Origin of the sequence: Streptomyces sp. NPDC006296, from assembly GCF_040613235.1 — a bacterium.
In the GTDB taxonomy this organism is placed as follows: Bacteria; Actinomycetota; Actinomycetes; order Streptomycetales; family Streptomycetaceae; genus Streptomyces.
On record NZ_JBEXRT010000020.1, the window covers coordinates 44,388 to 70,424 of the forward strand.

Genomic DNA, 26,037 nt, shown 5'->3' on the forward strand with positions numbered 1-26,037 from the left:
GCCGCGTCAGCCGGGAGGAGCGGGCGGCGGTCAGGAGACGGCCGGCGGTTCGCCGAGCGCCGCGTCGAGCGTGGGGTAGCTCCGGATCACCCGGTCGACGCCCGCGGTCCGCAGCAGCCGGGTCACGACCGCCTGCGGCGCCGCGACGCGCAGCTCCGTCCGCCGGTGCACGTCGATCAGGAGGCTGAGGAACGACGAGTCGGCGAAGGTGACCGCGGACGCGTCCAGGACGACGACCTCGTGCCCGGCCACGGCCTGCCACAGGGCGATGAACAACGGGTCGATGCTGTCGCAGTCGAGGTCGCCCTGTGCGCGGACGACCCAGATGCCGTTGACCTCGCCCTCGGCCGCCACCACGGGCGGGCCGGCCGGCGCGGAGTTGTCGAGGGGCTCGCGGACCATGCGGGGATTATGTCAACCAGCGGCGTCCGCCGGTGTGCACGCGCCGGGCACCGGCCGCCGCCGGAGCGGAGTCCGGGAGTCCGCGGCCGGGCGGACCGGTCGGGACCGCCCGCGGGCCCGCGGCGCCGCTCAGGTGAGGGCGACCAGCGCCACGATGTTCTTGCCGCCCGGGAGGTAGGTGATGGACACCTGCCGCGCCAGACGGCGCACCAGGAGCCAGCCGTAGCCGCCGATGGACGCGGCGGCCGGATCGCGCTCGGAGGTGACCGGCGCCCGGGTGCTGGCGTCGGCGACGGTGAGGAGGAGGCCGTCGTCGGTGATCTCCGCGGTGAAGCCGGTGAGCCCGCCGCCGTGCCTGACCGCGTTGGTCACCAGCTCCGAGGTGACCAGCAGCGCGTCGGCCACCACGACGTCGGCGGGGGCCTCCCCGCCGAGCGCGCAGAACTCCGCCTCCAGGAGCCGGGTGACCACGTCACGGGCGGCAGCGGCGTTCTGCGGAACGGCGGGCACAGGCGCCGTGTCCACCGGCTCCGGCGGAGCGGATGGACCGGCGGCCCTGTCCGGCCCGCCCGTCGGGCTCGCGCCGTCCGTCAGCACTTCTCGTTCCCCGTTCATTACCCTCTGCGCCTGCCCGGTCGGGCCCGGGCCACACTCCCCGGCGGGGGGCAGGCCGCCGGGCCGTGCGTCCCGCGGGCGGTCAGCATCGCAACGCCGCGTCCACCGAGTCGGCGAACGTGAAGGCGCCGAGCGTGCCCGAGACCTCGAAGAGCCTGCGCACACCCGCCTCCAGCGGTCCGGCCAGCACCAGCGGCACTCCGGCGCCGTCGTGGCGCCGCTGCGCGTTCAGCAGGGCGTGCAGGGCCGTCGAGTCGGCGAAGTCCAGCCGGGACAGGTCGGCCACCGTGAGCCGTCCACCGCCCCCGGCGGCCCGCTCCAGCGCGTCGACGAGACCGGAGGGGCCCGACCACCCGTCCAGGCTCCCCCGGACACGGATCAGAACGACACCGTCGTCCGTGGTCTCCACGACCACGTGCAGTTCATCAGCCGTCATGCGTCATATGTTCCTACATCGCCGGAACGGAGTGACGCGCGGACCCGGCATCGGGTCCGGGTGCGGCCGTCACGGCGCCCTCCGGCCGGTGGTGCGGGCCTGCGCCGCCGCGTCAGGGCCACACCAGGCAGTACGCCTGGTGGCCCGCGTCGTGCAGCCGGTGGGAGAAGTCCTGCCACTCGTGGAGCAGCTGGTAGACGTTGAACGCGTCACGCGGGCCGCCGCGGTCCGGGACCGTGGACCAGATGAAGGCCGCCGCGCCGACCGATTCCTCGCCGACGTCCCGCAGCGGGTCGACCACCGTCATCGGCAGCTTGACCACGGCGTAGTCGGGGTGCAGCACGACCAGCTCCAGCGGGGGCACCTTGTTCAGGGGTATGCCCTGTATGCCGGTGAGGACCATGGCCGCCACGGTCTCGGGCTTGATCTTGCTGAACATGCCGCCCATGCCGAGCTCGTCGCCGCCCAGCTCCTCCGGGCGCATGGAGATCGGCACACGTGCGGCGGTGGCCCCGTCGGGGGCACCGAAGTACTTGTAGGTCACCCCCACCCTTCCACCGCTCCTGCTCCCCTGACCGTCGACGCCGTCCGCCGGTGCGTCCCGTGCGCGTCCGGCCTCGCGCTCGGCGTCGCGTTCGGCCCTGCGCCGGTGCCGCCCTCGCCGGGCAGGCTCGGGCCCCAGGTCGTCGGTCCCTTCGCCCACTCCGCCACCGCGATGCATATCTCATCCACCCGACTACTTCTTAGGAGACACAGCCCCGCCGCGCAACCCGATCATCGTCAGTGACCTCCCCCACGGGCGTGCGGTGAAACACCTGTCCGCAAGACCGTCCACGCCTCTGACACCATGGCATGGGTGAGCTTTCCCTGTGACGCCCCAGTTTTGCAGACGCGAGGAGACTGACGCCCTTTCGTTGTACGAGCCTCATACGGGGGGAGCGCGCTCCCTGCTCACCGGCGGCCGGAATTCCGGCCGGGCCCCCCGACCCCCGATTCGCAGATCAGGACCAAAGTGGCGTATTCATACGAAGCCCCAGTTTCACAGACGCTGTTCGACCGTGCGTCCCAGGTGACGCCAGGCGGCGTCAACTCCCCGGTGCGCGCCTTCCGCGCGGTGGGCGGCGTGCCACGGTTCATGGTGTCCGGTACGGGTCCGTACCTCACCGACGCCGACGGCCGTGAGTACGTCGACCTCGTGTGTTCGTGGGGGCCGATGATCCTCGGTCACGCGCACCCCGAGGTCACCGCGGCCGTCCAGGAGGCGGTGGCCCGGGGGACCTCGTTCGGTACGCCCGGTGAGGGCGAGGTCGCGCTCGCCGAGGAGATCGTGGCCCGGATCGAGCCGGTGGAGCAGGTGCGCCTGGTGTCGTCCGGCACCGAGGCGACGATGTCCGCGATCCGGCTCGCCCGCGGGTTCACCGGGCGCGCCAAGGTCGTGAAGTTCGCCGGGTGTTACCACGGTCACGTCGACGCGCTGCTGGCCGCCGCCGGCTCCGGGGTCGCCACCTTCGGACTGCCCGACACCCCCGGGGTGACCGGGGCGCAGGCGGGCGACACGATCGTGCTGCCGTACAACGACCTGGAGGCCGTGCGCGCCGCGTTCGCCGCGCAGCCCGGGGAGATCGCCTGTGTGATCACCGAGGCGTCGCCGGGCAACATGGGCGTCGTGCCGCCCCTGGACGGGTTCAACGCCGGGCTGAAGGAGATCTGCGCGGCCGACGGCGCGCTGTACATCTCCGACGAGGTGATGACCGGATTCCGTACGTCGAAGGCCGGCTGGTACGGCGTCGACGGGGTGCGGCCGGACCTGATGACCTTCGGCAAGGTCATGGGCGGCGGCTTCCCGGCCGCGGCCTTCGGCGGCCGTGCCGACGTGATGGCCCACCTGGCCCCGGCCGGCCCGGTCTACCAGGCGGGCACCCTGTCCGGGAACCCGGTCGCCACCGCGGCCGGCCTCGCCCAGCTGCGGCTGCTCGACGACGCCGCGTACACCAGGCTCGACGCGGTCTCCGCGGAGCTGCGCGGACTCGTGGGGGAGGCGCTCACCAAGGAGGGCGTCGCGCACACGGTGTCGGCGGCGAGCACCATGTTCTCCGTCTTCTTCGCCGACGAGCCCGTCCGCGACTACGAGGGCGCCAGGAAGCAGGACGTCTTCCGCTTCACCGCGTTCTTCCACTCGATGCTGGAGCAGGGCGTGTATCTGCCGCCCTCCGCCTTCGAGTCCTGGTTCGTCTCGACCGCCCATGACAACCAGGCGCTGGAGCGGGTCGCCGCCGCGCTCCCCGCCGCCGCCCGCGCCGCATCGGAGGCCGTCGCATGAGCGAGAACACCGGACAGACCGGCACCGGGACCGCCGGCGGCGGGGCGAAGGACATCACCGTCGTCCACCTGATGCGCCACGGCGAGGTGCACAACCCGGAGGGCGTGCTCTACGGGCGCCGCCCCGGCTACAGCCTCTCCGAGCTCGGCCGCCGGATGGCCGACCGGGTCGCCGAGCACCTGGAGAAGCGCGACATCACCCATGTCGTGGCCTCCCCGCTGGAGCGCGCCCAGGAGACCGCCACGCCGGTCGCCGCGTCGCACGGCGTGGACCTGGCCACCGACGCGCGGCTGATCGAGGCCGCCAACGTCTTCGAGGGCAAGACCTTCGGGGTCGGGGACGGCGCGCTGCGCAAGCCCGAGAACTGGAAGCACCTCACCAACCCCTTCAAGCCGTCCTGGGGCGAGCCGTACGTCGAGCAGGTCGTGCGGATGATGGGTGCGCTGGATGCGGCGCGTGACGCCGCGCGCGGGCACGAGGCGGTCTGCGTCAGCCACCAGCTGCCGATCTGGATCGTGCGGAGCTTCGTGGAGCGGCGCAGGCTGTGGCACGACCCGCGCAAGCGGCAGTGCACCCTGGCCTCGCTGACGAGCTTCACGTACCAGGGGGACACGATCGTGTCCGTCGGGTACACCGAGCCCGCCCGGGACCTGGTGCCGGCGCATCTGCTCGCGGGCGCGAAGCCGGTGAAGGGGCAGTCGAAGGCGTTCGGCGCGTAGCCGTCCGGCCGCCGCCGGGCCGGTCCCGTACGCCGCGCACCCGTCCGGTGCGCGGCGCCCGCCCGGCGGGTGGGGCGCCTGTCCGAGTGGGTTCATGTAACAACTTTCGTGACGGCCGACGGAACCCCCGTGTTGTTTTCCTCATCTAAGCCATCGCCAGTTTGTATGGCAATGAGCTAATACGACCGCAGATGGGGACGCTATGCGTGAAATCAACCGAAGGGGCCTGCTCGGGGCCGGACTCGGAGCCGCAGCCGCACTCACGATGACCGGCTGCGGCTCCCTCGGGTCATCGGACGGCGGACGGCCGGAGACCGAGAAGGGCGGCAACGGCGGCAAGCCGACGTCCGGGACCGGCGGCGGGACTCCCGAGAACCACGTCAGGCTGATCGGCGACGGTTCCACGGCGGACACCGGAAAGCAGCCGCACCAGCCGGCCGCGCCCGTGCCGCTGGAGCCCGGCCAGACGCCTCCGCAGTTCGTGATCTTTTCCTGGGACGGGGCGGGCGAGGTCGGCAACGGGCTCTTCCCGCGCTTTCTGGAACTCGCCCAGGAACACGACGCGGCGATGACCTTCTTCCTCTCCGGGCTCTATGTGCTGCCCGAGTCGAAGAAGTCCCTCTACCGGCCGCCCAACAACCCCCGGGGCGCCTCCGACATCGGCTATCTCAGCGACGACCACATCAAGCAGACGCTGAAGTACGTCCGGCAGGCCTGGCTCGACGGGCACGAGATCGGCACCCATTTCAACGGGCATTTCTGCGGCGGTTCCGGATCGGTCGGCGACTGGACGTCCGAGCAATGGCGGAGCGAGATCGACCAGGCTGTGGCGTTCGTCACCGAATGGCGGACGAACACCGGCTGGGAGGACGTCGATCCGCTGCCTTTCGACTACCGCAAGGAACTGGTCGGCGGCCGCACGCCCTGCCTCCTCGGCCAGGACAACCTCCTCCCCACCGCGAAGCAGCTGGGCTGGCGCTACGACGCGAGTTCGCCGGGCGGCAGCCAGATGTGGCCGGTGAAGCGCCAGGGCGTCTGGGACCTGCCGCTGCAGGCCGTCCCGTTCCCCGGCCACACCTTCGAGGTCCTCTCGATGGACTACAACATCCTCGCCAACCAGTCGCAGAATTCGACCAAGGGCATGCCGTCCCGCTATCCCGGGTGGCGCACCCAGGCCACCGAGGCGTACATCGCGGGATTCGACCGCGCCTACGAGACGAACCGCGCGCCCTTCTACATCGGAAACCACTTCGAGGAGTGGAACGGCGGCATCTACATGGACGCCGTGGAGGACGCGCTCAAACACATCGCGGGCAAGCCGGATGTGCGCCTCGTCTCGTTCCGGCAGTTCGTCGACTGGCTCGACGCACAGGATCCGGCGGTGCTCGCGAAGCTCCGTTCGCTCCAGGTCGGGCAGTCTCCCGAAGGCGGCTGGAACTCCTTCTTCAAGCAGGCCTGACAAGGGGCTTCACGGGCACCGAGGGGGGTGCGCAAGATCCCTGGAACTGCCATGCGAAACTTTTCACATGAGCACTGGCCGCGCACCCCGACGCCGCTTCACCCTGCTCACCGCCACCGCTGTGGCCGGTGTGCTGACCCTGTCCGCATGCGGTGGGGACGGCGGCCGGGCGGGCGGTGGCGGCAACACGAACTTCGTCACCGGCAGTGGCGGGATCTCCACGGTCGCCCGGGGCGAGCGCACCGACGCGCCGAAGCTGGCGGGCCCGACCCTGGACGGCGCGCAGCTCGACCTGGCCGACTACCGGGGCAAGGTCGTCGTCCTGAACTTCTGGGGATCGTGGTGCGGCCCCTGCCGCGCGGAGGCGAAGCACTTCGTGAAGGTCTCCGAGGAGATGAAGGACCAGGGCGTCCAGTTCGTCGGCGTCAACACCCGTGACCCCCAGAAGTCCCTGGCGGTCAGCTTCGAGAAGGACTTCGGGGTCACCTACCCGAGCCTCTACGACCCGACCGGGAAGCAGCTCCTGCGCTTCCCGAAGGGCACCCTGAACCCGAAGGCCATCCCGTCGACCGTGGTCGTCGACCGGGAGGGCAAGCTCGCGGCCCGTTCGCTCGCCGCGCTCGACGCGACGAAGCTGCGCGAGATGATCGACCCGCTGGTCGCAGAGAAGTGACCCCCGTGCTCCAGCTGGCCGCGGCCACCGGCGGAAACGAGACGGTGGCCGGCGGGGCGCTCATAGTGGCCCTGCCCATCGCCCTGCTCGGCGGGCTCGTCTCCTTCTTCTCACCGTGCGTCCTGCCCCTGGTGCCGGGCTACCTGAGCTACGTCACCGGGGTCAGCGGCGCCGACCTCGCCGAGAGCAGCAGGGGCAGGACCGTCGCCGGCGCCTTCCTCTTCGTCCTCGGCTTCACCGCCGTGTTCGTGTCCGGCGGTGCGCTCTTCGGCTTCTTCGGCCAGACGCTCCAGGAGTACAGCGGGACGCTCTCCAAGGTCCTCGGCGCCCTGATGATCCTCATGGGGGTCTTCTTCATGGGCCTCCTGCCCTGGATGACGCAGCGCGAGTTCCGCATCCACAAGCGGCCGGTGAGCGGCCTCACGGGAGCACCGCTGCTCGGGGCCCTCTTCGGCATCGGCTGGACACCCTGCCTCGGCCCGACGCTCGCCTCCGTCAACGCGCTGGCCTTCGACCAGGCGACCGCCGGGCGCGGGGCTGTCCTGTCGGTGGCGTACTGCCTCGGGCTCGGCGTCCCCTTCGTCCTGGCGGCCGTCGCGTTCCGCCGGGCGCTCGGCGCGTTCGGCTGGGTCAAGCGCCACTACGCATGGGTCATGCGGATCGGCGGCGGCATGATGATCGCGACCGGTGTCCTCCTGCTGACGGGCGCGTGGGACGTGCTCATCCAGGAGATGCAGGTCTGGTCCAACGGCTTCACTGTGGGGATCTGAGTCCATGAGCAACACGCACACCACGGACGAGCGCGACCTCGGCCGGGCCGGGGAGCAGCTCTCCACCGCCCCGCGCGAGGAGTCCGCCGCCGCCCTGCCCTCGATGGGCGTGACCGGCTGGGCCCGCTGGTTCTGGCGGCAGCTCACCTCGATGCGGGTCGCGCTGATCCTGCTGTTCCTGCTGTCGCTCGGCGCCATCCCCGGCTCGCTGATCCCACAGAACAGCGTGGACGAACTGAAGGTGCAGACCTTCAAGGAGGCCCACACCACCGTCAGCCCGGTCTACGAGAAGCTCCAGCTCTTCGACGTCTACAGCTCTGTGTGGTTCTCCGCGATCTACATCCTGCTGTTCGTCTCGCTGATCGGCTGCATCATCCCGCGCACCTGGCAGTTCGTCGGACAGCTGCGCGGCCGCCCGCCGGGCGCGCCGAAGAAGCTGACCCGGCTGCCCGCGTACACCACCTGGCGCACCGACGCCGACCCCGAGCGGGTCCGCGGCGCCGCGCTCGCCCTGCTGCGCGGGCGGCGCTTCCGCTCGCACGTCGTCGGCGACGCGGTGTCTGCCGAGAAGGGCTATCTGCGGGAGACCGGGAACCTCATCTTCCACATCGCGCTCATCGTGATGCTGGTCGCGTTCGCCGGGGGACAGCTCTTCAAGTCCGAGGGCGGCAAGCTGGTCGTCGAGGGCGACGGGTTCGCCAACACCATCACCCAGTACGACGACTTCAAGTCCGGCTCGCTCTTCGACGACGACGACCTCACCCCCTTCAGCTTCGACCTCCAGGACTTCGTCGGCACGTACGAGCGGAGCGGTCCACAGCGCGGGACCCCGCGCACCTACGAGGCCCGGGTGACGTACGCCGAGGGCGCGGACGGGGCGACGAAGAAGAAGGTCATCGAGGTCAACAAGCCGCTCGTCGTCGACGGTACGAAGGTCTACCTCAACGCGCACGGCTACGCCCCGGTCATCTCGGTCAAGGACGGCAGGGGCAAGGAGGTCTACCGGAGCGCGGTGCCGCTGCTGCCGATCGACAACAACGTCACCTCGACCGGTGCGATCAAGGTGATGGACGGCTACAAGGACAAGAACGGCAAGAAGTCCCAGCTGGGCTTCCAGGCGTTCTTCGTGCCGACGTTCGCCGGCGACGGCCAGGGCACGATGTTCTCGCAGTACCCCGGCCTCGACTACCCGGTCCTCGCGCTCAACGGCTACCACGGCAGCCTGGGCGTGGACTCCGGGCTGCCGCAGAACGTCTACCAGCTCGACACGTCCAAGATGAAGGAATTCAAGGACAGCAACGGGGACAAGCTGAAGAAGCGGCTGCGCCCGGGGGAGACCATGAAGCTCCCCGACGGCGCGGGGTCGGTCACCTTCGAGAGCGTCGAGGAGTGGGCCAGCTTCCAGATCTCGCGCCAGCCCGCCAGCGGCTGGGCGCTCACCGGCGCCGTCGCGGCCGTCATCGGGCTCGCCGGCTCGCTCTTCATCCAGCGCCGCCGGGTGTGGGTGCGGGCCGTGCGGGGCGCGGACGGCGTCACGGTCGTCGAGATGGCGGGCCTGGGCCGCAGCGAGTCCGCGAGACTTCCCGAGGAGCTGTCGGACCTGGCGGCGGCCCTCCACACCGAGACGCCGAGCACGTCCCAACCCGAGCCTGAACCACCCTCCGAAGAACCTGCCGAAGGGGCTGAGAAGTGAATCTCGCCGCCGCAACCAACGAGAATCTGGCGAACATCAGCAACACGCTGATCTACTCGTCGATGGCCGTCTACACCCTGGCCTTCTTCGCGCACATCGCGGAGTGGGTGTTCGGCAGCCGAAGCAAGGTCGGTCGTACGGCCGCCGCGCTCAAGAAGGACTCGGCCGCCGGCGGTTCCGCGGTGAAGGCGCAGGTCGCGCAGGGGGGCGGCACCGCCGTGCTGGAGCGCCCCACGATCGTCACCCGGTCCGCCGCCGGTTCCCGGGACGTCCCGGACGGTCCCGGCGCGGCCGGCGGCACCTTCAAGGGCGACCTGTGGGGGCGGATCGCGGTCTCCCTCACCGTCGTCGCCTTCGCCGTTCAGGCGGGCGGGGTCGTCGCGCGCGCCCTGTCGGTGCAGCGGGCCCCCTGGGGCAACATGTACGAGTTCTCGATCACCTTCTCCACCGTGGCGGTCGGCGCGTACCTGATCCTGCTCGCCCTGCGGAAGAACGTCCGCTGGATCGGCCTGCTGCTGGTCACCACCGTCCTGCTGGACCTGGGCATCGCGACCACCACGCTGTACACCGACAGCGACCAGCTGGTGCCGGCGCTCCACTCCTACTGGCTGTGGATCCACGTCTCCACCGCCATCATCTGCGGTGCGGTGTTCTACCTGGGTGCCGTCGGCACGGTGCTCTACCTGTTCCGCGACAGCTACGAGAACAAGCTGGCCAACGGCCTCACGCCCGGGAAGTTCGCGACCTCCGTGCTGGAACGGCTCCCCGCGGCCAAGACCCTGGACACCTTCGCGTACCGGATCAACGCCGCGGTCTTCCCGCTGTGGACGTTCACGATCATCGCCGGCGCGATCTGGGCGGGCGACGCCTGGGGCCGCTACTGGGGCTGGGACCCCAAGGAGGTCTGGTCCTTCATCACCTGGGTCGCGTACGCCGCCTACCTGCACGCCCGTGCGACGGCCGGCTGGAAGGGGCGCAAGGCGGCCTACCTGGCGCTGGTCGCCTTCGGCTGCTGGCTCTTCAACTACTACGGCGTGAACATCTTCATCACCGGCAAGCACTCCTACGCCCAGGTCTGACCGGCGCACCGCACGACGACGGGAGGGCGCGGCCGCACCGGCCGCGCCCTCCCGTCGTCGTGCGTCCCGGGCCTCAGCCGAGCGGGGTGTCCAGGACCGCCTTGCGGTGGCTGAACGTCTCCAGGGAGTACCGGCCGTGGTAGTTGCCCATGCCGCTCTCGCCGACCCCGCCGAAGGGCAGGTCGGAGACGGTGAGGTGGGCGAGGGGCAGGCCCAGGCCCACGCCGCCCGAGGAGGTCTCGGTCAGCAGCCGCTCGCGCACCGAGGGGTCCTGGGTGAACGCGTACAGGGCCAGCGGCTTGTCCCGGTCGTTGATGAAGCCGATGGCCTCGTCCAGTCCGTCCACGGTGACGATCGGCAGGACCGGGCCGAAGATCTCCTCGCCCATGACGGGGGAGTCCGGGGAGACGTCGGCCAGCACGGTCGGGGCGATGTACTTCGTGTCCCGGTCGTGGGCGCCGCCGGTCACCGTGCGGCCGGAGTCCAGCAGGCCGACGAGCCGGTCGAAGTGGCGCTCGTTCACGATCCGGCCGTACTCCGGGCTGGTGGACGCGTCCCGGCCGAACTGCCCCTCGACCGCCGCCGCGAGTGCGTCCGCCAGGGCCGGGGCGGTCTCCGGGTCGGTCAGGACGTAGTCGGGGGCGACGCAGGTCTGGCCGGCGTTGAGGAACTTCCCGGCGGCCAGCCGGGCCGCCACCGTCTTCAGGTCGGTGCCGCGGTCCACGAACACGGGCGACTTGCCGCCCAGTTCGAGGGTCACCGGGGTGAGGTGCTTCGCCGCGGCGGCCATCACGATCCGGCCCACCGTGCCGTTGCCGGTGTAGAAGATGTGGTCGAAGCGCTCGGCGAGCAGTGCGGTGGTCTCCGGGACCGCGCCCTCCACGACGGCGACGGCGTCCGTGTCCAGGTACAGCGGCAGCAGCCGGGCCACGGCGGCGGAGGCCGCGGGCGCCATCTCGCTGGGCTTGGCGACGACCGCGTTGCCCGCGGCCAGCGCACCCACGACGGGAGCGAGCAGCAGCTGCACCGGGTAGTTCCACGGGGCGATGACGAGGACGACGCCGAGCGGGTCCTGCACGGTGTGCGCGGTGGCCCCGGCGAGGACCGCCGGTACCGGGGCGGGCTCGGGCTCCAGCCACCCCGCCAGGCGCTCCAGGGTGTGGTCGATCTCCCGCACCGTGAAGTCGATCTCGGTCCGGTAGGCCTCCTTGCGGCTCTTGCCGAGGTCGGCCTCGAGCGCCTCGGCCAGTTCGTCGCCGCGCTCGGTGAGCAGGGCGCGCAGCCGTGTCAGCTGGCCGGTGCGCCAGGCGAGGTCCCTGGTGCGGCCGGTGCGGAAGGTGGCGCGGAGCCGGGCGACGACCTCGGCCGGGGTCTCCCCGGCGGTGCCGGCGGCGCTCACAGGGCGGCCACGATCTCGCGCGCCAGGCGCTCGGAGGAGGCCGGGTTCTGGCCGGTGTGCAGGTTGCGGTCGTGCACGGTGTGCACGGCCCACGGCTCGGCCGCGGTGTAGTCGGCGCCCAGCGCGACGAGGCGGTCCTCCAGCAGCCACGGCGCCTTGTCGGCGAGGCCCGCCTGCGTCTCCTCGGCGTTGCTGAAGCCGGTCAGGCGGTACCCGGCGAACGGCCAGCTGCCGTCCTCGCGGCGGGCGGCCAGCAGGGCGGCGGGCGCGTGGCACAGGACGCCGACCTGGGTGCCGGAGTCCAGGGCCGCGGTGAGCAGCCGGCCGGACGCCTCGCTGACGGCCAGGTCCTCCATCGGTCCGTGGCCGCCGGGGTAGAAGACGATGTCGTACGACGTGGGCACGACGTCCTCCAGCCGGGCGGGGATGCGCAGCGTCTCGTCGATCGAGGCGAGGTAGGAGGCGACGGCGTCGGCCTGCTCCTGGCCCCCGTTCGCCTCGGCGGCGAGGCTGGCGGCGTCGACCGTGGGGGCCACGCCGCCGGGGGTGGCGACGGTGATGTCGAAGCCGGCCTGGGCGAAGACCCGGTGCGGGGCGGCGAGCTCCTCGGCCCAGAAGCCGGTGGGGTGGGCGGTGCCGTCGTCGAGGGTCCAGTGGTCGGCACCGGTGAGGACGAAGAGTACGGAGGGCATGGAGGGTGCTCCCTGCGGGACGGTGGACGGAAGGGCGCGCGGAACGCGAAGCTTGACATACTCAAGCAATGCCGTTCATGTAACGGGCTAAAGTTGAGCATGTCAAATGAATGCGGGTGTGTGGCGGACCGGACTCCGGCTTCCGGACCACGCGTATCGACCGAAGGATGACCGACCATGACGACGGAACCGGCACCCCGCGCCGTCCCTACTCCGGACGAACTGCTGGAACCCCTCGCAGTCGTCGTCCGCGGCCACCACGACGACCTCACCGTCGTCGCCGGCCGCCACGGCCTCAGCACCTCACAGGCTCGTGCCCTGATCGCGCTCAACGAACCCATGCCGATGAGCGCGCTCGCCGGTCACCTGGTCTGCGACGCCTCCAACGCCACCGGTCTCATCGGCCGGATGGAGGCCCGCGGCCTGGTGACGCGCACCCCGGCGCCCGGCGACCGCCGCTCCAAGGTGGCCGCCCGCACGGCGGAGGGCACCGAGCTCGCCCATCGGATCCGCTCCGAGATGCGCGTGGTGCACGGTGCCCTGGAGGCCCTCACCCCCGAGGAGCGCACGGCCCTGCTGCCCCTCCTCGACCGGCTGGGGCGCCTGCTGTCCTCATGACCCGGGACGGCACGCCCTCACGAGGCGGCGGGCGGAGCCGGGTCCTCGGGGCCGGATCCGCTCTCCCGGCGCTTGATCTCCTCCTCGCGGCGGCGGAGGTCGGCCTCCCAGTCCCTGAGGGCCGACTCGGTCCTCCCGCCCTCGGCCTTCCCGCTCCCGGCCTCGGTCGTCCCGGCCTCGGGCTCGGGCTTCTCGGGCTCGGTCCCTGCCGTCCCGGGCTTCTCGGCCTTCCCGGGCTTCTCGTCCTTGAGCGACTTGAGGAAGTCCGGGTTGTCGTCCGGCGCCACCCACCCCGAGCGGCGTCCGCGGGACGGCCCGAGGCCCCCGGCGGGCGCCTGACGCGTCTTGCCCGCGACGAGCCAGACGATCGGCCCGACGATCCAGAACAGCAGGATGATGAAGACCCAGGCGATCTTCGGCAGGTGCTTCGCCTCGTCCTCGGGCGTGTTCAGGCAGTCGATGAACGCGAAGATCGTCAGCGCCAGCGGCAGGATGTAGAGCAGGGCCCTGAGCATCGTGGAAGATCCCCCGAGGTGAGGTGACGGGGCGCACGGACCGCCCCCGGTGATGCGCCCCAGGGTAGCGGGTGTCCCTTACGCCCCCGGGCGGGCAGGTGCGCCCGGGGGCGAGCGGGCCGCCGTGGGACCGGGCCGTGCGCGCGGCGGCCGTCGGCCGCCGCGGAGGCGGACCCGCACGGATCCGGCGGATCGCGGGAGGGGCCCTCCGGGGTCCCGTCCGGGGCGTCGGTACGCCGCCGGGACCGCCCCTTCCCCGGTGGGCGCCCCGTGCCGGCAGGTCGCCGAGGTGGGGGAGCCCCGGCAGGCTTCGCCGGGGAGGATGTCAGACTTGACCGCATGGCTTACGACGATCTTCGCTCCCTGCTCCGTGCGCTGGAGCGCGAGGGCGATCTCAAGCGCATCAAGGCCGAGGTCGACCCGTACCTGGAGGTCGGCGAGATCGTCGACCGGGTGAACAAGGCGGGCGGACCCGCGCTGCTCTTCGAGAACGTCAAGGGGGCGTCCATGCCCCTGGCCATGAACGTCTTCGGGACCGACCGGCGGCTGCTCAAGGCGCTCGGGCTGAAGTCCTACGCGGAGATCAGCGACAGGATCGGCGGGCTGCTCAAGCCGGAGCTGCCGCAGGGCTTCGTCGGGATCCGGGAGGCGTTCGGGAAGCTCGGCGCGGTGACCCACCTGCCGCCGAAGAAGGTCAAGTCCGACAGCGCCCCCGTCCAGGAGGTCGTGCTGACCGGCGACGACGTGGACCTGGACCGGCTGCCCGCGCTCTTCACCTGGCCCGAGGACGGCGGCTCCTTCTTCAACCTGGGCCTCACGCACACCAAGGACCCCGAGACGGGGGTCCGCAACCTCGGGCTCTACCGGCTCCAGCGCCACGACCGGCGCACCATCGGGATGCACTGGCAGATCCACAAGGACAGCCGCAACCACTACCAGGTCGCCGCGAGGCGCGGCGAGAAGCTGCCCGTCGCCATCGCGTTCGGCGCACCGCCCGCGGTCACCTACGCCTCCACGGCGCCGCTGCCGGGCGACATCGACGAGTACCTCTTCGCCGGCTTCGTCCAGGGCAAGCGGATCGAGATGGTCGACTGCAAGACCGTCCCGCTCCAGGTCCCGGCGCAGGCCGAGGTGGTCATCGAGGGCTGGCTGGAGCCGGGCGAGATGCTGCCGGAGGGCCCCTTCGGCGACCACACCGGCTTCTACACCCCGCAGGAGCCCTTCCCCGCGCTGACGATCGACTGCGTGACGATGCGGAAGCGCCCGCTGCTCCAGTCGATCGTGGTGGGCCGGCCGCCCACCGAGGACGGACCGCTGGGGCGGGCCACCGAGCGGTTCTTCCTCCCGCTGCTCAAGATCATCGTGCCGGACATCGTGGACTACCACCTGCCGGAGGCGGGCGGTTTCCACAACTGCGCGATCGTCTCGATCGACAAGAAGTACCCGAAGCACGCCCAGAAGGTCATGAGCGCCATCTGGGGCGCCCACATGATGTCGCTGACCAAGCTGATCGTGGTGGTGGACTCCGACTGCGACGTCCACGACCTGCACGAGGTCGCCTGGCGGGCGCTGGGGAACACCGACTACGCCCGGGACCTGACGGTCACCGAGGGCCCGGTCGACCATCTGGACCACGCCTCCTACCAGCAGTTCTGGGGCGGCAAGGCGGGCATCGACGCGACCCGCAAGCTCCCCGAGGAGGGGTACACACGGGACGGGGGCTGGCCGGAGATGGTCGAGTCCGACCCGGAGACGGCGGCGAAGGTCGACCGCCGGTGGAAGGAGTACGGCCTGTGAGCGCATCGGCCTCGGCGGCGGCCGTCCCGCAGCCGCGCGGCAAGTCCCGCGCGTTTCTGCGGCTGGTGATGATCGAGCACTCGGTCTTCGCGCTGCCCTTCGCCTACATCGCCGCGCTGACCGCGATGTTCCAGCTGGACTCCAGCATCCACTGGGGCACGCTGCTGCTCGTGACCGTCGCGATGGTCGGGCTGCGGACGTTCGCCATGGCGGCGAACCGGATCATCGACCGGGAGATCGACGCCCGTAACCCCCGCACGGAGGGCCGTGAGCTGGTGACCGGCGCCGTGACGGTGCGGTCCGCGTGGACCGGGGCGATCGTGGCCCTCGCCTTCTTCCTCGGCGCCGCCGCCCTGCTGAACCCGCTCTGCCTGGTGCTGGCACCGGTCGCCGTCGTGCCGATGGTCGTCTACCCGTACGGCAAGCGGTTCACGAACTTCCCGCACGCGATCCTGGGCCTCGCGCAGGCCATCGGACCGATCGGCGCCTGGCTGGCGGTGACCGGCAGCTGGTCGTGGGACGCGGTGATCCTGGGGCTGGCCGTCGGTATCTGGATCGGCGGTTTCGACCTGATCTTCGCCTGCCAGGACGTGCGGGCCGACCGCGCCCACGGGGTGCTCTCCTTCCCCGCGCGCTTCGGGATCCCGGCCGCGCTCTGGGGCGCCCGGGTCTGCCACGTGGTGACGACCGGCCTGCTGGTGTGGTTCGGGCTGGCGACGGACGCGGAGATCTTCTACTGGATCGGCATGGTGATCGTCGCCGTGGCCTTCGTGTACGAGCACCGGGTCGTGCGCCCGCACGACCTGTCCCGGCTGAACCGGGCCTTCTTCTCGGTCAACGGCTTCATCGGGATCGCCCTCTTCGCCTGCGCGCTGCTCGACCTGCTGGTGCGCGGCCTCACACCGTGACGTAGCCGTGCGGCTCCGGCGGGCGGCGGGGGCGGCGGAGGACGAACGCGGCCACCACCCCGCCCACGAGGCCGAAGAGATGGCCCTGCCAGCTGACGCCGGGCTGGGTCGGCAGCACGCCCCAGAGGAGTGAGCCGTAGACCGCGGCGACGGCCACGCCGATGACGATGTCCACCGGGCGCCGGTCCACGAAGCCGCGGACCAGCAGATAGCCCAGGAGGCCGAAGACCACGCCGGACGCGCCGAGCGTCACGGTGTGCGGCGGCGCGGTCAGCCAGACGCCGAGGCCGGACGTCACGATCACCACGAGGACCACCGCGGCGAACCTGCGCAGGCCGCCCAGCGCGGCGATGAAGCCGAGCACCAGCAGCGGGACGCTGTTGGACGCCACGTGCTCCCAGCCGCTGTGCAGGAACGCGGCCGGCACGATGTCGGCCAGCTCGGCCGGCTCGCGCGGGCTGACGCCGTAGGTGTCCAGGGAATGGCCGGTGGCCGTGTCGATGCCTTCCAGCAGCCACAGCAGCGCGATCCAGGCGAGCATCACGGCTCCGGCCGTGACGGCGCGTGCGGTGGTGCTCGTGCGTGTGCCGGACATGGTCAACCCCCGGTGGACGGCTGTTCCCGCACCGGTGCAACGTCCGGAGCCCCTGACTCGGTTCCAGGAGCGCGGTGCCGGATAGGCTCGGTGGTGTGACATCCGCGAATTCGATGAGTGGACAGCAGCGCAGGCCTTGGATTGTCGGGGTGTCGGGCGCATCGGGCACACCCTTCGCGGCCTCCGTGCTGCGCGGGTTGCTGGCCGCGGGGGAGAGCGTCGACCTCGTGGTCAGCCGTGCCTCGCGGCTGACGCTGCTGGACGAGACCGGTATCTCCTTCCGCGACGCCCACTGGCAGGAGGACCTGCGGAGCTGGCTGGCGCGGGGTGCGGACGGGAAGCCGGACACCTACCGGCCGGACATGGGCGACGTGCGCCACTGGGCGGCCGGGGACCTGGCGGCCGGACCGTCCTCGGGGTCGTACCCGGCGAAGGGGATGCTGATCGTCCCGGCGTCGACGGCGTGTGTGGCCGGGGTGTCGCTCGGGCTCTCGAAGGACCTGTTGCAGCGTGCCGCGAGCGTGACGCTCAAGGAGCGGCGGAAGCTGGTCGTCGCGGTGCGGGAGACTCCGCTCAGCGGTTCGACGCTCCGGCAGATGGTGGCGCTGGACGAGGCGGGCGCGGTCGTGCTGCCCGCCTCTCCGGGGTTCTACGCGGGGGCGACGCACATCCAGGATCTGGTGGACTTCGTCGCCGGGCGGGTGCTGGACGCGGCAGGGGTGCCGCACCAGCTGTACCGCCGGTGGGAAGGGGAGCTCGGTGGTGCCTCCCGGGGCTGAACCGGTGGGGTCAGCGCTTCTTCCTGGTCGCGCCCGGGGTGCGGGTGCGGTCGACCCGGTGGGCGGCGGCGGGCTGGTGGGCACGCGAGCGGTTGGCCAGGTCCTGCAGCTCGCGCATTCGGGCGTAGGCCATCTCGATCGAGTACACGGTGGCGTTCACTCCTGAAGATTCGTAAGCGTTTCTTGGATGATGGAAGAGATTTACAGGGGTTGACCCTGCAACGCCTTAGATTCTACACGTAAACTCGCGGTACTGCTGAACAATGGAAGGTCTCAGTCATATGGACGCGGTGGACAGGCAGCTCATCCAGGCCCTCAGAGAGAACGGCAGGGCCTCGTACGCCGAGCTGGGACGGCTCGTGGGGCTCTCCGGGCCCAGCGTCACCGACCGCATCAACCGGCTGGAAACCGCCGGGGTCATCACCGGCTACCGCGCGACGGTCGACGCCGCGTCGCTGGGGCTCGGCGTCACCGCGCTGATCGGCATCTCGCTGTCCGACGTCGCCGACCACGAGGACGTGGCGCACCGGCTGAAGGACCTCGCGGAGATCGAGGACTGCTGGTTCATCGCCGGCGACGACTCGTTCATGCTCAAGGTCCGGGTCGGCGACGTGGACGGCCTGGAGAGGACGATCCGCCGGCTCAGCGGCACCCGGGGGGTCTCCCGGACCCGCACCACGGTCGTCCTGTCCACCAAGTGGGAGAACCGGGTCGGGGAGCTTCCCGAGGAGGTGTGACGCCGAGGGGCGGTGGGGGTCGCCCCCGCCTGGAAGGCGGGGGAGTACCGTGGGCTGCCGAACGGCTGGACAGAGGAAATGGGAGGCGCCCTAGTGGACGCGGGACTCAAGCGCGAGCTGGAGCAGAAGGTCCGGGCCGGCGAGCGGCTGACCCGCGAGGACGGGATCGCCCTCTACGCGTCCGACGACCTCGCGTGGCTCGGCGGACTGGCCCACGAGGTGCGTACGAGGAAGAACGGCGACGTCGTCCACTTCAACGTCAACCGGCACCTCAACATGACCAACGTGTGCACCGCGTCCTGCGCGTACTGCTCGTTCCAGCGCAAGCCGGGCGAGAAGGACGCGTACACGATGCGCATCGAGGAGGCCGTCCGGCTCGCGAAGGCGATGCAGGGCGAGAACCTCACCGAGCTGCACATCGTCAACGGGCTCCACCCGACACTGCCGTGGCGCTACTACCCGCGCTCGCTCAGCGCCCTCAAGGAGGCCCTGCCGGAGGTCGCGCTCAAGGCGTTCACCGCGACGGAGATCCACCACTTCGAGACGATCTCCGGGCTCTCGGCCTCCGAGATCCTCGACGAGCTGATCGACGCCGGCCTGGAGTCGCTGACCGGCGGCGGCGCGGAGATCTTCGACTGGGAGGTCCGCCAGCACATCGTCGACCACTCCACCCACTGGGAGGACTGGTCGCGCATCCACCGCCTCGCGCACGAGAAGGGTCTCAAGACCCCGGCGACGATGCTGTACGGGCACATCGAGGAGCCCCGTCACCGCGTCGACCACGTGCTGCGGCTGCGTGAGATGCAGGACGAGACCGGCGGTTTCCAGGTCTTCATCCCGCTGCGCTACCAGCACGACTTCGTCGACATGAAGGACGGCAAGGTCCGCAACACCCTCCAGGCCCGGACCTCCATGGCGACCGGCGCCGAGGCGCTCAAGACCTTCGCGGTCTCGCGCCTGCTCTTCGACAACGTCCCGCACGTCAAGGTCTTCTGGGTGATGCACGGCGTGCAGACCGCCCAGCTGGCGCTCCAGCACGGCGCCGACGACATGGACGGCTCGGTCGTCGAGTACAAGATCACGCACGACGCCGACGACTACGGAACCCCGAACAAGCTCGGCCGCGAGGACCTGCTGGACCTCATCCGGGACGCGGGCTTCCGGCCCGTGGAGCGCAACACCCGCTACGAGATCCTGCGCGAGTACCCGGGCCCGGACGCCGAGCGCCGGGAGACCCCGCAGCCGATGCGCCTCTGAGGCGACCCGCACCCGCCCGGCACCCCCGCGTCCGCCGCGGGCCCCGGGCGACCGCTGTACGAAAGCTCCGGCCCGCCGTCCCCGGGCCGGAGCTTTCTCGCGTGGTGGACGCCGTTTGAAGGACCCGGATCGTAAGGGCTAGTTTGCTCCTATGGCACTTACATTCGATGTCGACCCGGCGTTCGACCGGGATCTGCGGGACGGCATCACCGCGCTCTGGGCCGACGTCACCAACGCCGGCGGGGCCGTCGGCTTCGTGGCCCCGGTCACGCCCGACGAGGTCAGGCCGGAGCTGCTCAAGCACCTGGCGGGGATGGCCGAGGACCGCACCCACCTGATCGTCGGGCGGGACGAGGACGGTGCGGTCGCCGCCACCGCCTTCCTCACCCACAACACCCACCGCCTCATGCGGCACTGGATCGGCGTCTACACGGTGATGGTCCACCCCCGCCACCAGGGCAGGGGCTTCGGGCGCGCGCTGATGGCCGCCGTAACCGAGGCGGCCCTCGGGCTCGACGGCATCGGCGCCATCCGCCTCACCTGCCGCGGCGGCACCGGCGCCGACCGCTTCTACGCCTCCTGCGGGTACAAGGAGGTCGGCCGGGTCCCGGACGCCATCCGGGTCGCCGAGGGCGACTACCGCGACGACATCATCATGCTGCTCCCGCTGGTCCGCGGGCAGCGCCCGGGGAACCCTGCGAACTGATCGAATTCGGGGCATGCTTCACTGGTCGGGCAGGAATCCCGGACTGAACGACCGCAGGAACGTCGGACGTAGAGAGAAGGCCAGCCGTGCCCGCTGCCAAGCCGAGCGCAACGATCCGGTACACCGCCATGCGGCTGCTGATTTTCGTCGGCTGCTTCTTCGTCGCCGGTGTCGCGGTGCACTTCGGGCTGCTGCCCTCGGGTGTCGGCGGCTCCAACGTCGTCTGGGTCATCCTCCTCGGCCTGGTGCTCTCCGCCCCCCTCAGCTTCATCCTGCTCCGCAAGCAGCGCGACGAGATGTCCGAGCAGATCATCTCCTCGGTCGACCGGACCAGGGCCCGGCTGGAGGAGAACCGCACCCGCGAGGACAGCGTCACGCGGTAGGTGCCGCGTAAGGTTCCTCACACCAGGACCCGCACGCCGAAGCCCCGGACCGGAGCCGACCGCTCCCGTACCGGGGCTCACGCATGTCCGCGGTCCGCACGGTCAAAAATGATCAAGAAGCGGACCTTTGAGGTTCTCAAAGTTGCAGTGTTAACGTATTCGTCATGATGACCGCAGTGCGCACCCCTCACGCCCCGGGCGTCCCGCTGGTGGCGCGCCTGCACGTCGATCTCTGCCGCTGTATGTCCGCGGTCTGTTGCCGCAACGTCTGAACCGGCACCATGCAGCGGCGCCGCCCCCGACGCGGGCGCCGCACCCCGTCCCCCTGTTCCGTCGCACGACCGTACGGCCGTCCCCGTACGCCCCGATGCGTCCCGTCTGGAGTGTGTCCGTGTCCGCGAATCCCGCGTCCCCCGCCGAGACCGAAGCCGGTAAGCCGTCCGGTTCCGGTTTCCGGCTGCCCAGCATCCCGTTCTGGATACAGATCGTCGCCGGTCTGGTCCTCGGCGTCCTGCTCGGCTGGCTCGCCCGCAGCCAGGACATCGGCTGGCTCGTCACCACGCTCGACCAGGTCGGCGGCATCTTCGTCCAGTTGCTGAAGCTGGCCGTCGCACCGCTCGTCTTCTTCGCGATCCTGGTGTCGATCACCAACCTGCGCAAGGTCAACAACGCCGCCCGGCTGGCCACCCGCACGCTGCTCTGGTTCATGATCACCTCGCTGATCGCGGTGGCCATCGGCCTCGCGATCGGTCTGGTCACCAACCCGGGGGCCGGCACCGGCCTCACCCCCAAGGACGGCAGCCTGTCCGAGACCAAGGGCTCCTGGATCGACTTCCTGACGGGCATCATCCCGGAGAACGTGATCTCCCCGTTCACCGACCTGAACGTCCTGCAGATCGTCTTCATGGCGGTCGTCGCCGGCGTCGCGGCCATCAAGCTCGGCGAGCGGGCCAAGCCGATCCTCGCCCTGAGCGAGTCGATCCTGGAGCTCCTCCAGAAGGCCCTGTGGTGGGTCATCCGCCTCGCCCCCATCGGCACCGTCGGCCTCATCGGCTACGCGATCGCCGACTACGGCTGGGACCTGATCGGCAAGTACGCCACCTTCACCGCCGACGTCTACATCGGCTGCGCCCTGGTGCTGTTCGGCGTCTACCCGCTGCTGCTCGCGACGGTCGCCAAGGTCAGCCCGCTCCAGTTCTTCAAGGGCGCCTGGCCCGCGATCCAGCTGGCCTTCGTCTCCCGCTCCTCGGTCGGCACGATGCCCGTCACCCAGAAGGTCACCGAGCGCCTCGGCGTCCCGAAGGAGTACGCCTCCTTCGCCGTCCCGTTCGGCGCCACGACCAAGATGGACGGCTGCGCCGCGATCTACCCGGCGCTGGCGGCGATCTTCATCGCGCAGATCTTCGACGTCCAGCTGGGCATCGGCGACTACGTCCTGATCGCCTTCGTCTCGGTCATCGGCTCGGCGGCCACCGCCGGCCTCACCGGCGCCACGGTCATGCTGACCCTCACCCTGTCGACCCTGGGGCTGCCCCTGGAGGGAGTGGGCCTGCTGCTCGCCATCGACCCGATCCTGGACATGATGAGGACCGCGACGAACGTGGCCGGACAGGCCCTGGTCCCGGTCATCGTGGCGGCCCGCGAGAATATCCTCGACCACGACGCGTACAACTCGGCGTCGTCCTCCCCGGTCGACGGCTCCGAGACGCACGAAGCGGAGCCGAAGGGCGTCCCGGTCGCGGCCTAGCGACACCCTCGCCGTACGAAGAACCGCCCCGCCCCCGGCTCCGGCCGGGGACGGGGCGGTTCCGTGCGTCCGTGGTCAGGCGCCCAGTACGTCCATGAGGTGGTCGTCCAGTTCGGCGACAAAGTTCTCGCTACGCCAAGGACGGAGCTCGGTCCGCGCTCGGCGCAGGCGGATGGCCGGCACGCGCCCGCCGGTGGTGACCGCTGCCTGCACGCATTCATGCAGGAGGTCGGCGGCCGACCGGGGATCACCCATCCTGATGCGGGCGAGCGCCTGGTCCGTCGTCACGATCGCGCGCTGTACCTGTTCCCGTGGTGCGACGAGCGTGCCTGCCGCTGCTGCGAAGCGGTCGTGCGCCAGGCGGGGATCACCGACGTACAGCTCGCAGACCCCTTCGAAACCCTGCAGGTGCCCGGCTGAGAAGCTGCTGCCGGACTGGTCGCCGTCGACCCGGTCGCCGACGTCGTACCAGGCCAGACCCAGCGCCGCCCGCGCCTGGCGTTCCAGCCCGGCGCGGGCGGCGACTTCTGCCTGCAACGCGTGAGCCCGTGCCCGGACCCGGGGGCCGGCACCGCTGCATGCGGCGCGCACGGCCTGGTCGACGAGCAGCAGGGCGTCGGCGAGTACGGGCGTCGAGTAGAGGGTGACGAGGGCGTGACTCATGTGCACGGACGCACGGCGCGACGGGTCTTCCAGATGTGCGGCATGCGCGGTCGCCGCAGCGTACAGAGACCGGCACGCCTCGTCGTCGCGGATCTCGAAGGCGAGCCGTCCTGCCAGGGCGCAGGCGGCGACGGCGACCGCGCGCATCTGGCCGGCCACCGGATCGGGGAGTGTTCCGGCCAGGAGGCGGCGGCACGCGTCGACCACAGGCGCGAGCAGAACGTGCAGCCGGACCATCGGCACGGCGCCGATCCGGGCGTTGACGTCGTCGACGACGGCGGCGAGCCCGGCGGCGGTCTCCTCGTCCGCCCGCCCGGGGTCGATGAGCGCAGTGGACAGCCCCGCCTGCACGCCCGGGGTGAGCAAGGAGAGTACGCCCCCGGTGTTCGTCGCTCCACGGATGAGGGCGGTGTGCAGAGTGGCAATGCGTGTCTCGCTCTCGCCGAGATCGAGGAGCGCGGCGAACAGCTCGGCCAGGTCGGATCCGGTTCCGAGAGACATCTGCCCTGCCGGGGTACGGGCGTAGAGATGGGCGAGCAGCAATTGGTATCGCTCGTCCGGGAGCGTCGGCGCAGCGGACTCCCACCGGGCGACAGACCGCTGGACACTGGCCACTGCGGGCAGACGAGGGTGATGCAGCTCCTCGGCCAGTCGAGAGAGTGCCCTGGCGATGTCGGCAAGGGAAAGCCCACGGCTGTGCCGCAGTCGTTTCAGCTTCGCCGCCCCCACGGCCCGGGTGTCCATGCCGCCATGGTGACGCAGGCTGCGACGGTGCCGTCGCTATACCGGCACGATCAGTCGTGGCTTTCCCTGCTCCGCCGTGTAGTTGATCGTCTGCCATGTGCCGGCCGACGGCTCTGTGGCGTGGGGGAACCCGATGGTCATCTGCGCGCGGTCGACCATCCACCGGTTCCGTGCGTGATAGGCCGTGGTGCGCAGCTCGGACGCGCCGAGTTCCACGATCTCGGTGACGCGGTCCCTCGTACGAGCGACGGCTTGCTGCGCCTCGGCGGGCTGCTGGTCCATGGTGCCAGGCGCCACGACCGTGATGCGCGCCGACGTCCGGCCCGCGATCCACAGCAGCGTGAGCGAATCGATGCCCGCCGCGCCGCCGATGTAGAAGTGTGCCCCCGGCGCGAACGGGGCGAGGTAGCGCTCGAACAGGCTGGTGTACTCGGCGATGGTCCTGTGCCCCGTCCTCCGGGTCCCTGTGACGGCCACGGTCTGCAAGATCAACTCCGTGTCATGGGTTGTCATATCCCTTTCGTCCGCCCCAGCTGAGACGGTCAGGGCATGAACGCTACCGATCTGCAAAAACTGGCGGGGCACCTGCGCGAGCACGGTCTGCAGGTCGTCGCCCTCGAACCCGAGCTGCGGCTTCACGCCATGAACCCGCTGCACGGCCTTCTCAGCGAGGAGATTGTGGCCGTGGAGAGGCGCTACGTGACCAGCTTCGGCTTCGAGATCGGCGAGGAAGGGCTGGAGGAGGAGTGTGCGCGCCGCGTCGCTCACCTGCTTGCTGCTTCCGGCGTCCCACAGGGGGGCGCACCGTGACCGACCGGACGGTCGACGAGGGCCGAGCCCGCGCGGGTGAAGCCGAGTACACCGTCTACCTCTCGCACACCTACCACTGCGCGACGTACCGCACCGGGGCCTTCTGCCTCACCGCCAACCGGCTCGGCGGCGATGGGCGAAAGGTCCGCCGAGCATTCACCCCCAGCGAAGGAGAAGCACGATGACCACCACGCAGCAGTCCGACGACGGCAAGCACGGCGGCGCACCCTCCGACAAGCCCTGGACGCCGCCGCCCGCCCCGCCGTCCCCTGACGGCAGCGGTCCGACGTACACCCCGCGCCCATGAGCGCGGCGCGCACCGGCGGCACGTACCCGGGGCTGGTCCAGGATCTCGCCGATCGCGGGTTCCTCGATCCTCGCTGGCGGCGGGTCTTCGACGCCGTGCCGCGCAGCCGGTTCGTCCCGGCGGAGGTCTGGCGGCAGCTCCCCGACCGGTGTGAGCCGGTCGTCGGTACGGACCACTGGCTGGCCCTGGTCAACAGTGACGAGCCGGTCGTGACCCAGCTCGACGACGGAGCCGAGCAGGGGCCGGGTATCGCGACCTCGTCGAACAGCCAGCCGTCGATGGTGGCCCGGATGCTCGGGCTGCTCCAGATCGAGGACGGGCATCGCGTGCTGGAGATCGGTACCGGCACCGGGTACGTGGCCGCGCTGCTCTCCGAGCGGCTGGGCGACGCGCTCGTCCACAGCGTCGAGCTGGATCCGGTCGTCGCGCGGCAGGCGGCGGCCTTCCTGGTGGAGGCCGGGTACCGGCCGCATCTGCGGGTCGGGGACGGCGAGCAGCCGTGGCCCGGCGTGGAGCCGGTGGACCGGCTGATCGCCACCTGCGCCCTCCGGTACGTCCCGCCTGCGCTCGTCCGGCAGGTCAGGACCGGAGGGGTCGTCGTCGCCCCGCTCGCACGGGACTTCTGGTCCGGGGCTCTCGTCCGGCTCCGTGTCCGGGACGACGGCACCGCGCTCGGCCCGTTCTGCGGTGGTGCGTCGTACATGCCGATGCGGGCCCACCGTGCGGATCCGCATCAGGTCGGCGGTGAGGGGGGCCGGGCTCGTGCCCCAGGTGTGGATCCGGCCCGGCTCCTCACGCTCGGATTCGCGCTGTACGCCGGGGCCCGGCTGCCCGGCGTACGCCTCACCCACCGGCGAACCGCCGAAGGAGCCCAGGTGTGGGCGACCCGTGGGGACGGGGCTGCCACCACGGCCGCGACCGGAGGGGACGTCCGGCAGTACGGCCCCGGGTTCCTCTGGGAGGACATCGAGCAGACCTGGCTGGAGTACGAGGCGCTCGGCCGGCCCGGTCACGACCAGTTCGGGCTGACCGTGACCGAACGGGCCCAGCACGTCTGGCTCCGTGACCGGCACGCGGTGATCGAGCCCGTGCGAGGCTGAGGACGAAGGGGCCCGGTCAACCGGTCGAGCGTGCAGGAGAGGCCGTCGGCCCGTCCGGCGGGGCCGGGCCGTTCCGGTGTGCACGGCGGGTCGCGGGGGTGCGCCGTACTCTTA

General features: G+C 71.0%; 31 protein-coding genes. 20 read left to right on the forward strand and 11 right to left on the reverse strand.

What is annotated here, in order from left to right; all coding sequences use genetic code 11:
* Positions 1 to 30: 30 nt before the first annotated feature.
* The 4 genes from ABZ172_RS16390 to ABZ172_RS16405 all read right to left on the reverse strand — a co-directional run bounded on the left by ABZ172_RS16390 (position 31) and on the right by ABZ172_RS16405 (position 2,174).
* Complete coding sequence (locus ABZ172_RS16390; RefSeq protein WP_356884399.1) at positions 31 to 402, reverse strand: STAS domain-containing protein; 372 nt, start codon at positions 400 to 402, stop codon at positions 31 to 33.
* Between the two features lie 129 nt (positions 403 to 531).
* The gene (locus ABZ172_RS16395) at positions 532 to 912 is read right to left on the reverse strand and encodes an ATP-binding protein (RefSeq protein ID WP_356884400.1); all 381 of its coding nucleotides are present in this window, start codon (positions 910 to 912) and stop codon (positions 532 to 534) included.
* 187 nt (positions 913 to 1,099) lie between these two features.
* Positions 1,100 to 1,453, reverse strand: a complete 354-nt coding sequence (locus tag ABZ172_RS16400; RefSeq protein WP_356884401.1) for an STAS domain-containing protein — start codon at positions 1,451 to 1,453, stop codon at positions 1,100 to 1,102.
* A gap of 112 nt (positions 1,454 to 1,565) precedes the next feature.
* Complete coding sequence (locus tag ABZ172_RS16405) at positions 1,566 to 2,174, reverse strand: hypothetical protein (RefSeq protein ID WP_356884402.1); 609 nt, start codon at positions 2,172 to 2,174, stop codon at positions 1,566 to 1,568.
* Between the two features lie 291 nt (positions 2,175 to 2,465).
* Here ABZ172_RS16405 and hemL point away from each other — a divergent pair, with 291 nt between their 5' ends.
* The 7 genes from hemL to ccsB all read left to right on the forward strand — a co-directional run bounded on the left by hemL (position 2,466) and on the right by ccsB (position 10,166).
* Complete coding sequence (hemL, locus tag ABZ172_RS16410; RefSeq protein ID WP_356884403.1) at positions 2,466 to 3,773, forward strand: glutamate-1-semialdehyde 2,1-aminomutase; 1,308 nt, start codon at positions 2,466 to 2,468, stop codon at positions 3,771 to 3,773.
* The gene (locus ABZ172_RS16415) at positions 3,770 to 4,492 is read left to right on the forward strand and encodes a histidine phosphatase family protein (protein WP_356884404.1); all 723 of its coding nucleotides are present in this window, start codon (positions 3,770 to 3,772) and stop codon (positions 4,490 to 4,492) included. Before hemL ends, ABZ172_RS16415 begins: the two co-directional genes overlap by 4 nt.
* A 202-nt stretch (positions 4,493 to 4,694) precedes the next feature.
* Entirely contained in the window at positions 4,695 to 5,951 is a 1,257-nt protein-coding gene (locus ABZ172_RS16420; protein WP_356884405.1) for a hypothetical protein, read from the forward strand.
* 67 nt (positions 5,952 to 6,018) lie between these two features.
* Positions 6,019 to 6,624: a TlpA disulfide reductase family protein gene (locus ABZ172_RS16425; protein WP_356884406.1), complete on the forward strand. Its 606-nt coding sequence runs from the start codon at positions 6,019 to 6,021 to the stop codon at positions 6,622 to 6,624.
* Entirely contained in the window at positions 6,621 to 7,394 is a 774-nt protein-coding gene (locus tag ABZ172_RS16430) for a cytochrome c biogenesis protein CcdA (protein WP_356884407.1), read from the forward strand. The genes ABZ172_RS16425 and ABZ172_RS16430 overlap by 4 nt, the downstream gene beginning before the upstream one ends.
* A 4-nt stretch (positions 7,395 to 7,398) precedes the next feature.
* A complete protein-coding gene (locus ABZ172_RS16435) occupies positions 7,399 to 9,087 on the forward strand; it encodes a cytochrome c biogenesis protein ResB (RefSeq protein ID WP_356884408.1) in 1,689 nt (562 codons plus the stop codon).
* Positions 9,084 to 10,166: a c-type cytochrome biogenesis protein CcsB gene (ccsB, locus tag ABZ172_RS16440; RefSeq protein WP_356884409.1), complete on the forward strand. Its 1,083-nt coding sequence runs from the start codon at positions 9,084 to 9,086 to the stop codon at positions 10,164 to 10,166. The genes ABZ172_RS16435 and ccsB overlap by 4 nt, the downstream gene beginning before the upstream one ends.
* Before the next feature lie 73 nt (positions 10,167 to 10,239).
* On the opposite strand, the gene ABZ172_RS16445 is transcribed toward ccsB, so the two are convergent.
* Positions 10,240 to 11,565, reverse strand: a complete 1,326-nt coding sequence (locus tag ABZ172_RS16445) for an aldehyde dehydrogenase family protein (protein ID WP_356884410.1) — start codon at positions 11,563 to 11,565, stop codon at positions 10,240 to 10,242.
* The gene (locus ABZ172_RS16450; RefSeq protein WP_356884411.1) at positions 11,562 to 12,257 is read right to left on the reverse strand and encodes a type 1 glutamine amidotransferase domain-containing protein; all 696 of its coding nucleotides are present in this window, start codon (positions 12,255 to 12,257) and stop codon (positions 11,562 to 11,564) included. Before ABZ172_RS16450 ends, ABZ172_RS16445 begins: the two co-directional genes overlap by 4 nt.
* A 177-nt stretch (positions 12,258 to 12,434) precedes the next feature.
* Between ABZ172_RS16450 and ABZ172_RS16455 the strand changes: the two genes are divergently transcribed.
* A complete protein-coding gene (locus ABZ172_RS16455) occupies positions 12,435 to 12,875 on the forward strand; it encodes a MarR family transcriptional regulator (RefSeq protein WP_356884412.1) in 441 nt (146 codons plus the stop codon).
* Positions 12,876 to 12,892: 17 nt separating this feature from the next.
* Here the strand turns inward: ABZ172_RS16455 and ABZ172_RS16460 are convergent, their stop codons facing one another.
* The gene (locus tag ABZ172_RS16460; RefSeq protein ID WP_356884413.1) at positions 12,893 to 13,390 is read right to left on the reverse strand and encodes a PLD nuclease N-terminal domain-containing protein; all 498 of its coding nucleotides are present in this window, start codon (positions 13,388 to 13,390) and stop codon (positions 12,893 to 12,895) included.
* Positions 13,391 to 13,729: 339 nt separating this feature from the next.
* Here ABZ172_RS16460 and ABZ172_RS16465 point away from each other — a divergent pair, with 339 nt between their 5' ends.
* On the forward strand, positions 13,730 to 15,187 hold the full coding sequence (locus ABZ172_RS16465) for a menaquinone biosynthesis decarboxylase (RefSeq protein WP_356884414.1): 1,458 nt from the start codon (positions 13,730 to 13,732) through the stop codon (positions 15,185 to 15,187).
* Positions 15,184 to 16,095 carry a menaquinone biosynthesis prenyltransferase MqnP gene (gene mqnP, locus ABZ172_RS16470; RefSeq protein WP_356884415.1) on the forward strand — a complete coding sequence of 304 codons (912 nt, stop codon included), beginning with the start codon at positions 15,184 to 15,186 and terminating at the stop codon, positions 16,093 to 16,095. The genes ABZ172_RS16465 and mqnP overlap by 4 nt, the downstream gene beginning before the upstream one ends.
* On the opposite strand, the gene ABZ172_RS16475 is transcribed toward mqnP, so the two are convergent.
* Positions 16,085 to 16,690 (reverse strand): rhomboid family intramembrane serine protease, encoded by a 606-nt coding sequence (locus tag ABZ172_RS16475; protein ID WP_356884416.1) that lies wholly within the window; start codon positions 16,688 to 16,690, stop codon positions 16,085 to 16,087. The two genes, mqnP and ABZ172_RS16475, sit on opposite strands and share 11 nt — an antisense overlap.
* 113 nt (positions 16,691 to 16,803) lie before the next feature.
* Between ABZ172_RS16475 and ABZ172_RS16480 the strand changes: the two genes are divergently transcribed.
* Positions 16,804 to 17,469 carry a UbiX family flavin prenyltransferase gene (locus ABZ172_RS16480; protein ID WP_356884470.1) on the forward strand — a complete coding sequence of 222 codons (666 nt, stop codon included), beginning with the start codon at positions 16,804 to 16,806 and terminating at the stop codon, positions 17,467 to 17,469.
* A gap of 10 nt (positions 17,470 to 17,479) precedes the next feature.
* Here the strand turns inward: ABZ172_RS16480 and ABZ172_RS16485 are convergent, their stop codons facing one another.
* Positions 17,480 to 17,629, reverse strand: a complete 150-nt coding sequence (locus ABZ172_RS16485) for a hypothetical protein (protein WP_356884476.1) — start codon at positions 17,627 to 17,629, stop codon at positions 17,480 to 17,482.
* A gap of 121 nt (positions 17,630 to 17,750) precedes the next feature.
* Between ABZ172_RS16485 and ABZ172_RS16490 the strand changes: the two genes are divergently transcribed.
* The 5 genes from ABZ172_RS16490 (at position 17,751) to ABZ172_RS16510 (ending at position 22,299) form a co-directional block, all read left to right on the forward strand.
* A complete protein-coding gene (locus tag ABZ172_RS16490) occupies positions 17,751 to 18,206 on the forward strand; it encodes an Lrp/AsnC family transcriptional regulator (protein ID WP_356884417.1) in 456 nt (151 codons plus the stop codon).
* A 93-nt stretch (positions 18,207 to 18,299) separates the two neighbouring features.
* Positions 18,300 to 19,463 carry an aminofutalosine synthase MqnE gene (gene mqnE, locus ABZ172_RS16495; RefSeq protein WP_356884471.1) on the forward strand — a complete coding sequence of 388 codons (1,164 nt, stop codon included), beginning with the start codon at positions 18,300 to 18,302 and terminating at the stop codon, positions 19,461 to 19,463.
* A gap of 151 nt (positions 19,464 to 19,614) precedes the next feature.
* Complete coding sequence (locus tag ABZ172_RS16500; RefSeq protein ID WP_356884418.1) at positions 19,615 to 20,169, forward strand: GNAT family N-acetyltransferase; 555 nt, start codon at positions 19,615 to 19,617, stop codon at positions 20,167 to 20,169.
* An 86-nt stretch (positions 20,170 to 20,255) separates the two neighbouring features.
* On the forward strand, positions 20,256 to 20,552 hold the full coding sequence (locus ABZ172_RS16505; RefSeq protein WP_356884419.1) for a DUF4229 domain-containing protein: 297 nt from the start codon (positions 20,256 to 20,258) through the stop codon (positions 20,550 to 20,552).
* A gap of 391 nt (positions 20,553 to 20,943) precedes the next feature.
* Positions 20,944 to 22,299, forward strand: a complete 1,356-nt coding sequence (locus ABZ172_RS16510) for a dicarboxylate/amino acid:cation symporter (protein ID WP_356884420.1) — start codon at positions 20,944 to 20,946, stop codon at positions 22,297 to 22,299.
* A 75-nt stretch (positions 22,300 to 22,374) separates the two neighbouring features.
* Here the strand turns inward: ABZ172_RS16510 and ABZ172_RS16515 are convergent, their stop codons facing one another.
* Both ABZ172_RS16515 and ABZ172_RS16520 read right to left on the reverse strand, forming a co-directional pair.
* Entirely contained in the window at positions 22,375 to 23,706 is a 1,332-nt protein-coding gene (locus ABZ172_RS16515; RefSeq protein ID WP_356884421.1) for a hypothetical protein, read from the reverse strand.
* Between the two features lie 36 nt (positions 23,707 to 23,742).
* Complete coding sequence (locus tag ABZ172_RS16520) at positions 23,743 to 24,219, reverse strand: hypothetical protein (protein WP_356884422.1); 477 nt, start codon at positions 24,217 to 24,219, stop codon at positions 23,743 to 23,745.
* A 36-nt stretch (positions 24,220 to 24,255) separates the two neighbouring features.
* Here ABZ172_RS16520 and ABZ172_RS16525 point away from each other — a divergent pair, with 36 nt between their 5' ends.
* Genes ABZ172_RS16525 through ABZ172_RS16540 form a run of 4 tightly spaced genes read left to right on the forward strand, consistent with a single transcriptional unit; the run spans position 24,256 to position 25,923 of the window.
* Positions 24,256 to 24,516 (forward strand): hypothetical protein, encoded by a 261-nt coding sequence (locus ABZ172_RS16525; protein WP_356884423.1) that lies wholly within the window; start codon positions 24,256 to 24,258, stop codon positions 24,514 to 24,516.
* On the forward strand, positions 24,513 to 24,701 hold the full coding sequence (locus ABZ172_RS16530; protein WP_356884424.1) for a hypothetical protein: 189 nt from the start codon (positions 24,513 to 24,515) through the stop codon (positions 24,699 to 24,701). Before ABZ172_RS16525 ends, ABZ172_RS16530 begins: the two co-directional genes overlap by 4 nt.
* Complete coding sequence (locus ABZ172_RS16535; RefSeq protein ID WP_356884425.1) at positions 24,698 to 24,823, forward strand: hypothetical protein; 126 nt, start codon at positions 24,698 to 24,700, stop codon at positions 24,821 to 24,823. The genes ABZ172_RS16530 and ABZ172_RS16535 overlap by 4 nt, the downstream gene beginning before the upstream one ends.
* Complete coding sequence (locus ABZ172_RS16540; RefSeq protein ID WP_356884426.1) at positions 24,820 to 25,923, forward strand: methyltransferase domain-containing protein; 1,104 nt, start codon at positions 24,820 to 24,822, stop codon at positions 25,921 to 25,923. Before ABZ172_RS16535 ends, ABZ172_RS16540 begins: the two co-directional genes overlap by 4 nt.
* Positions 25,924 to 26,037: the final 114 nt, after the last annotated feature.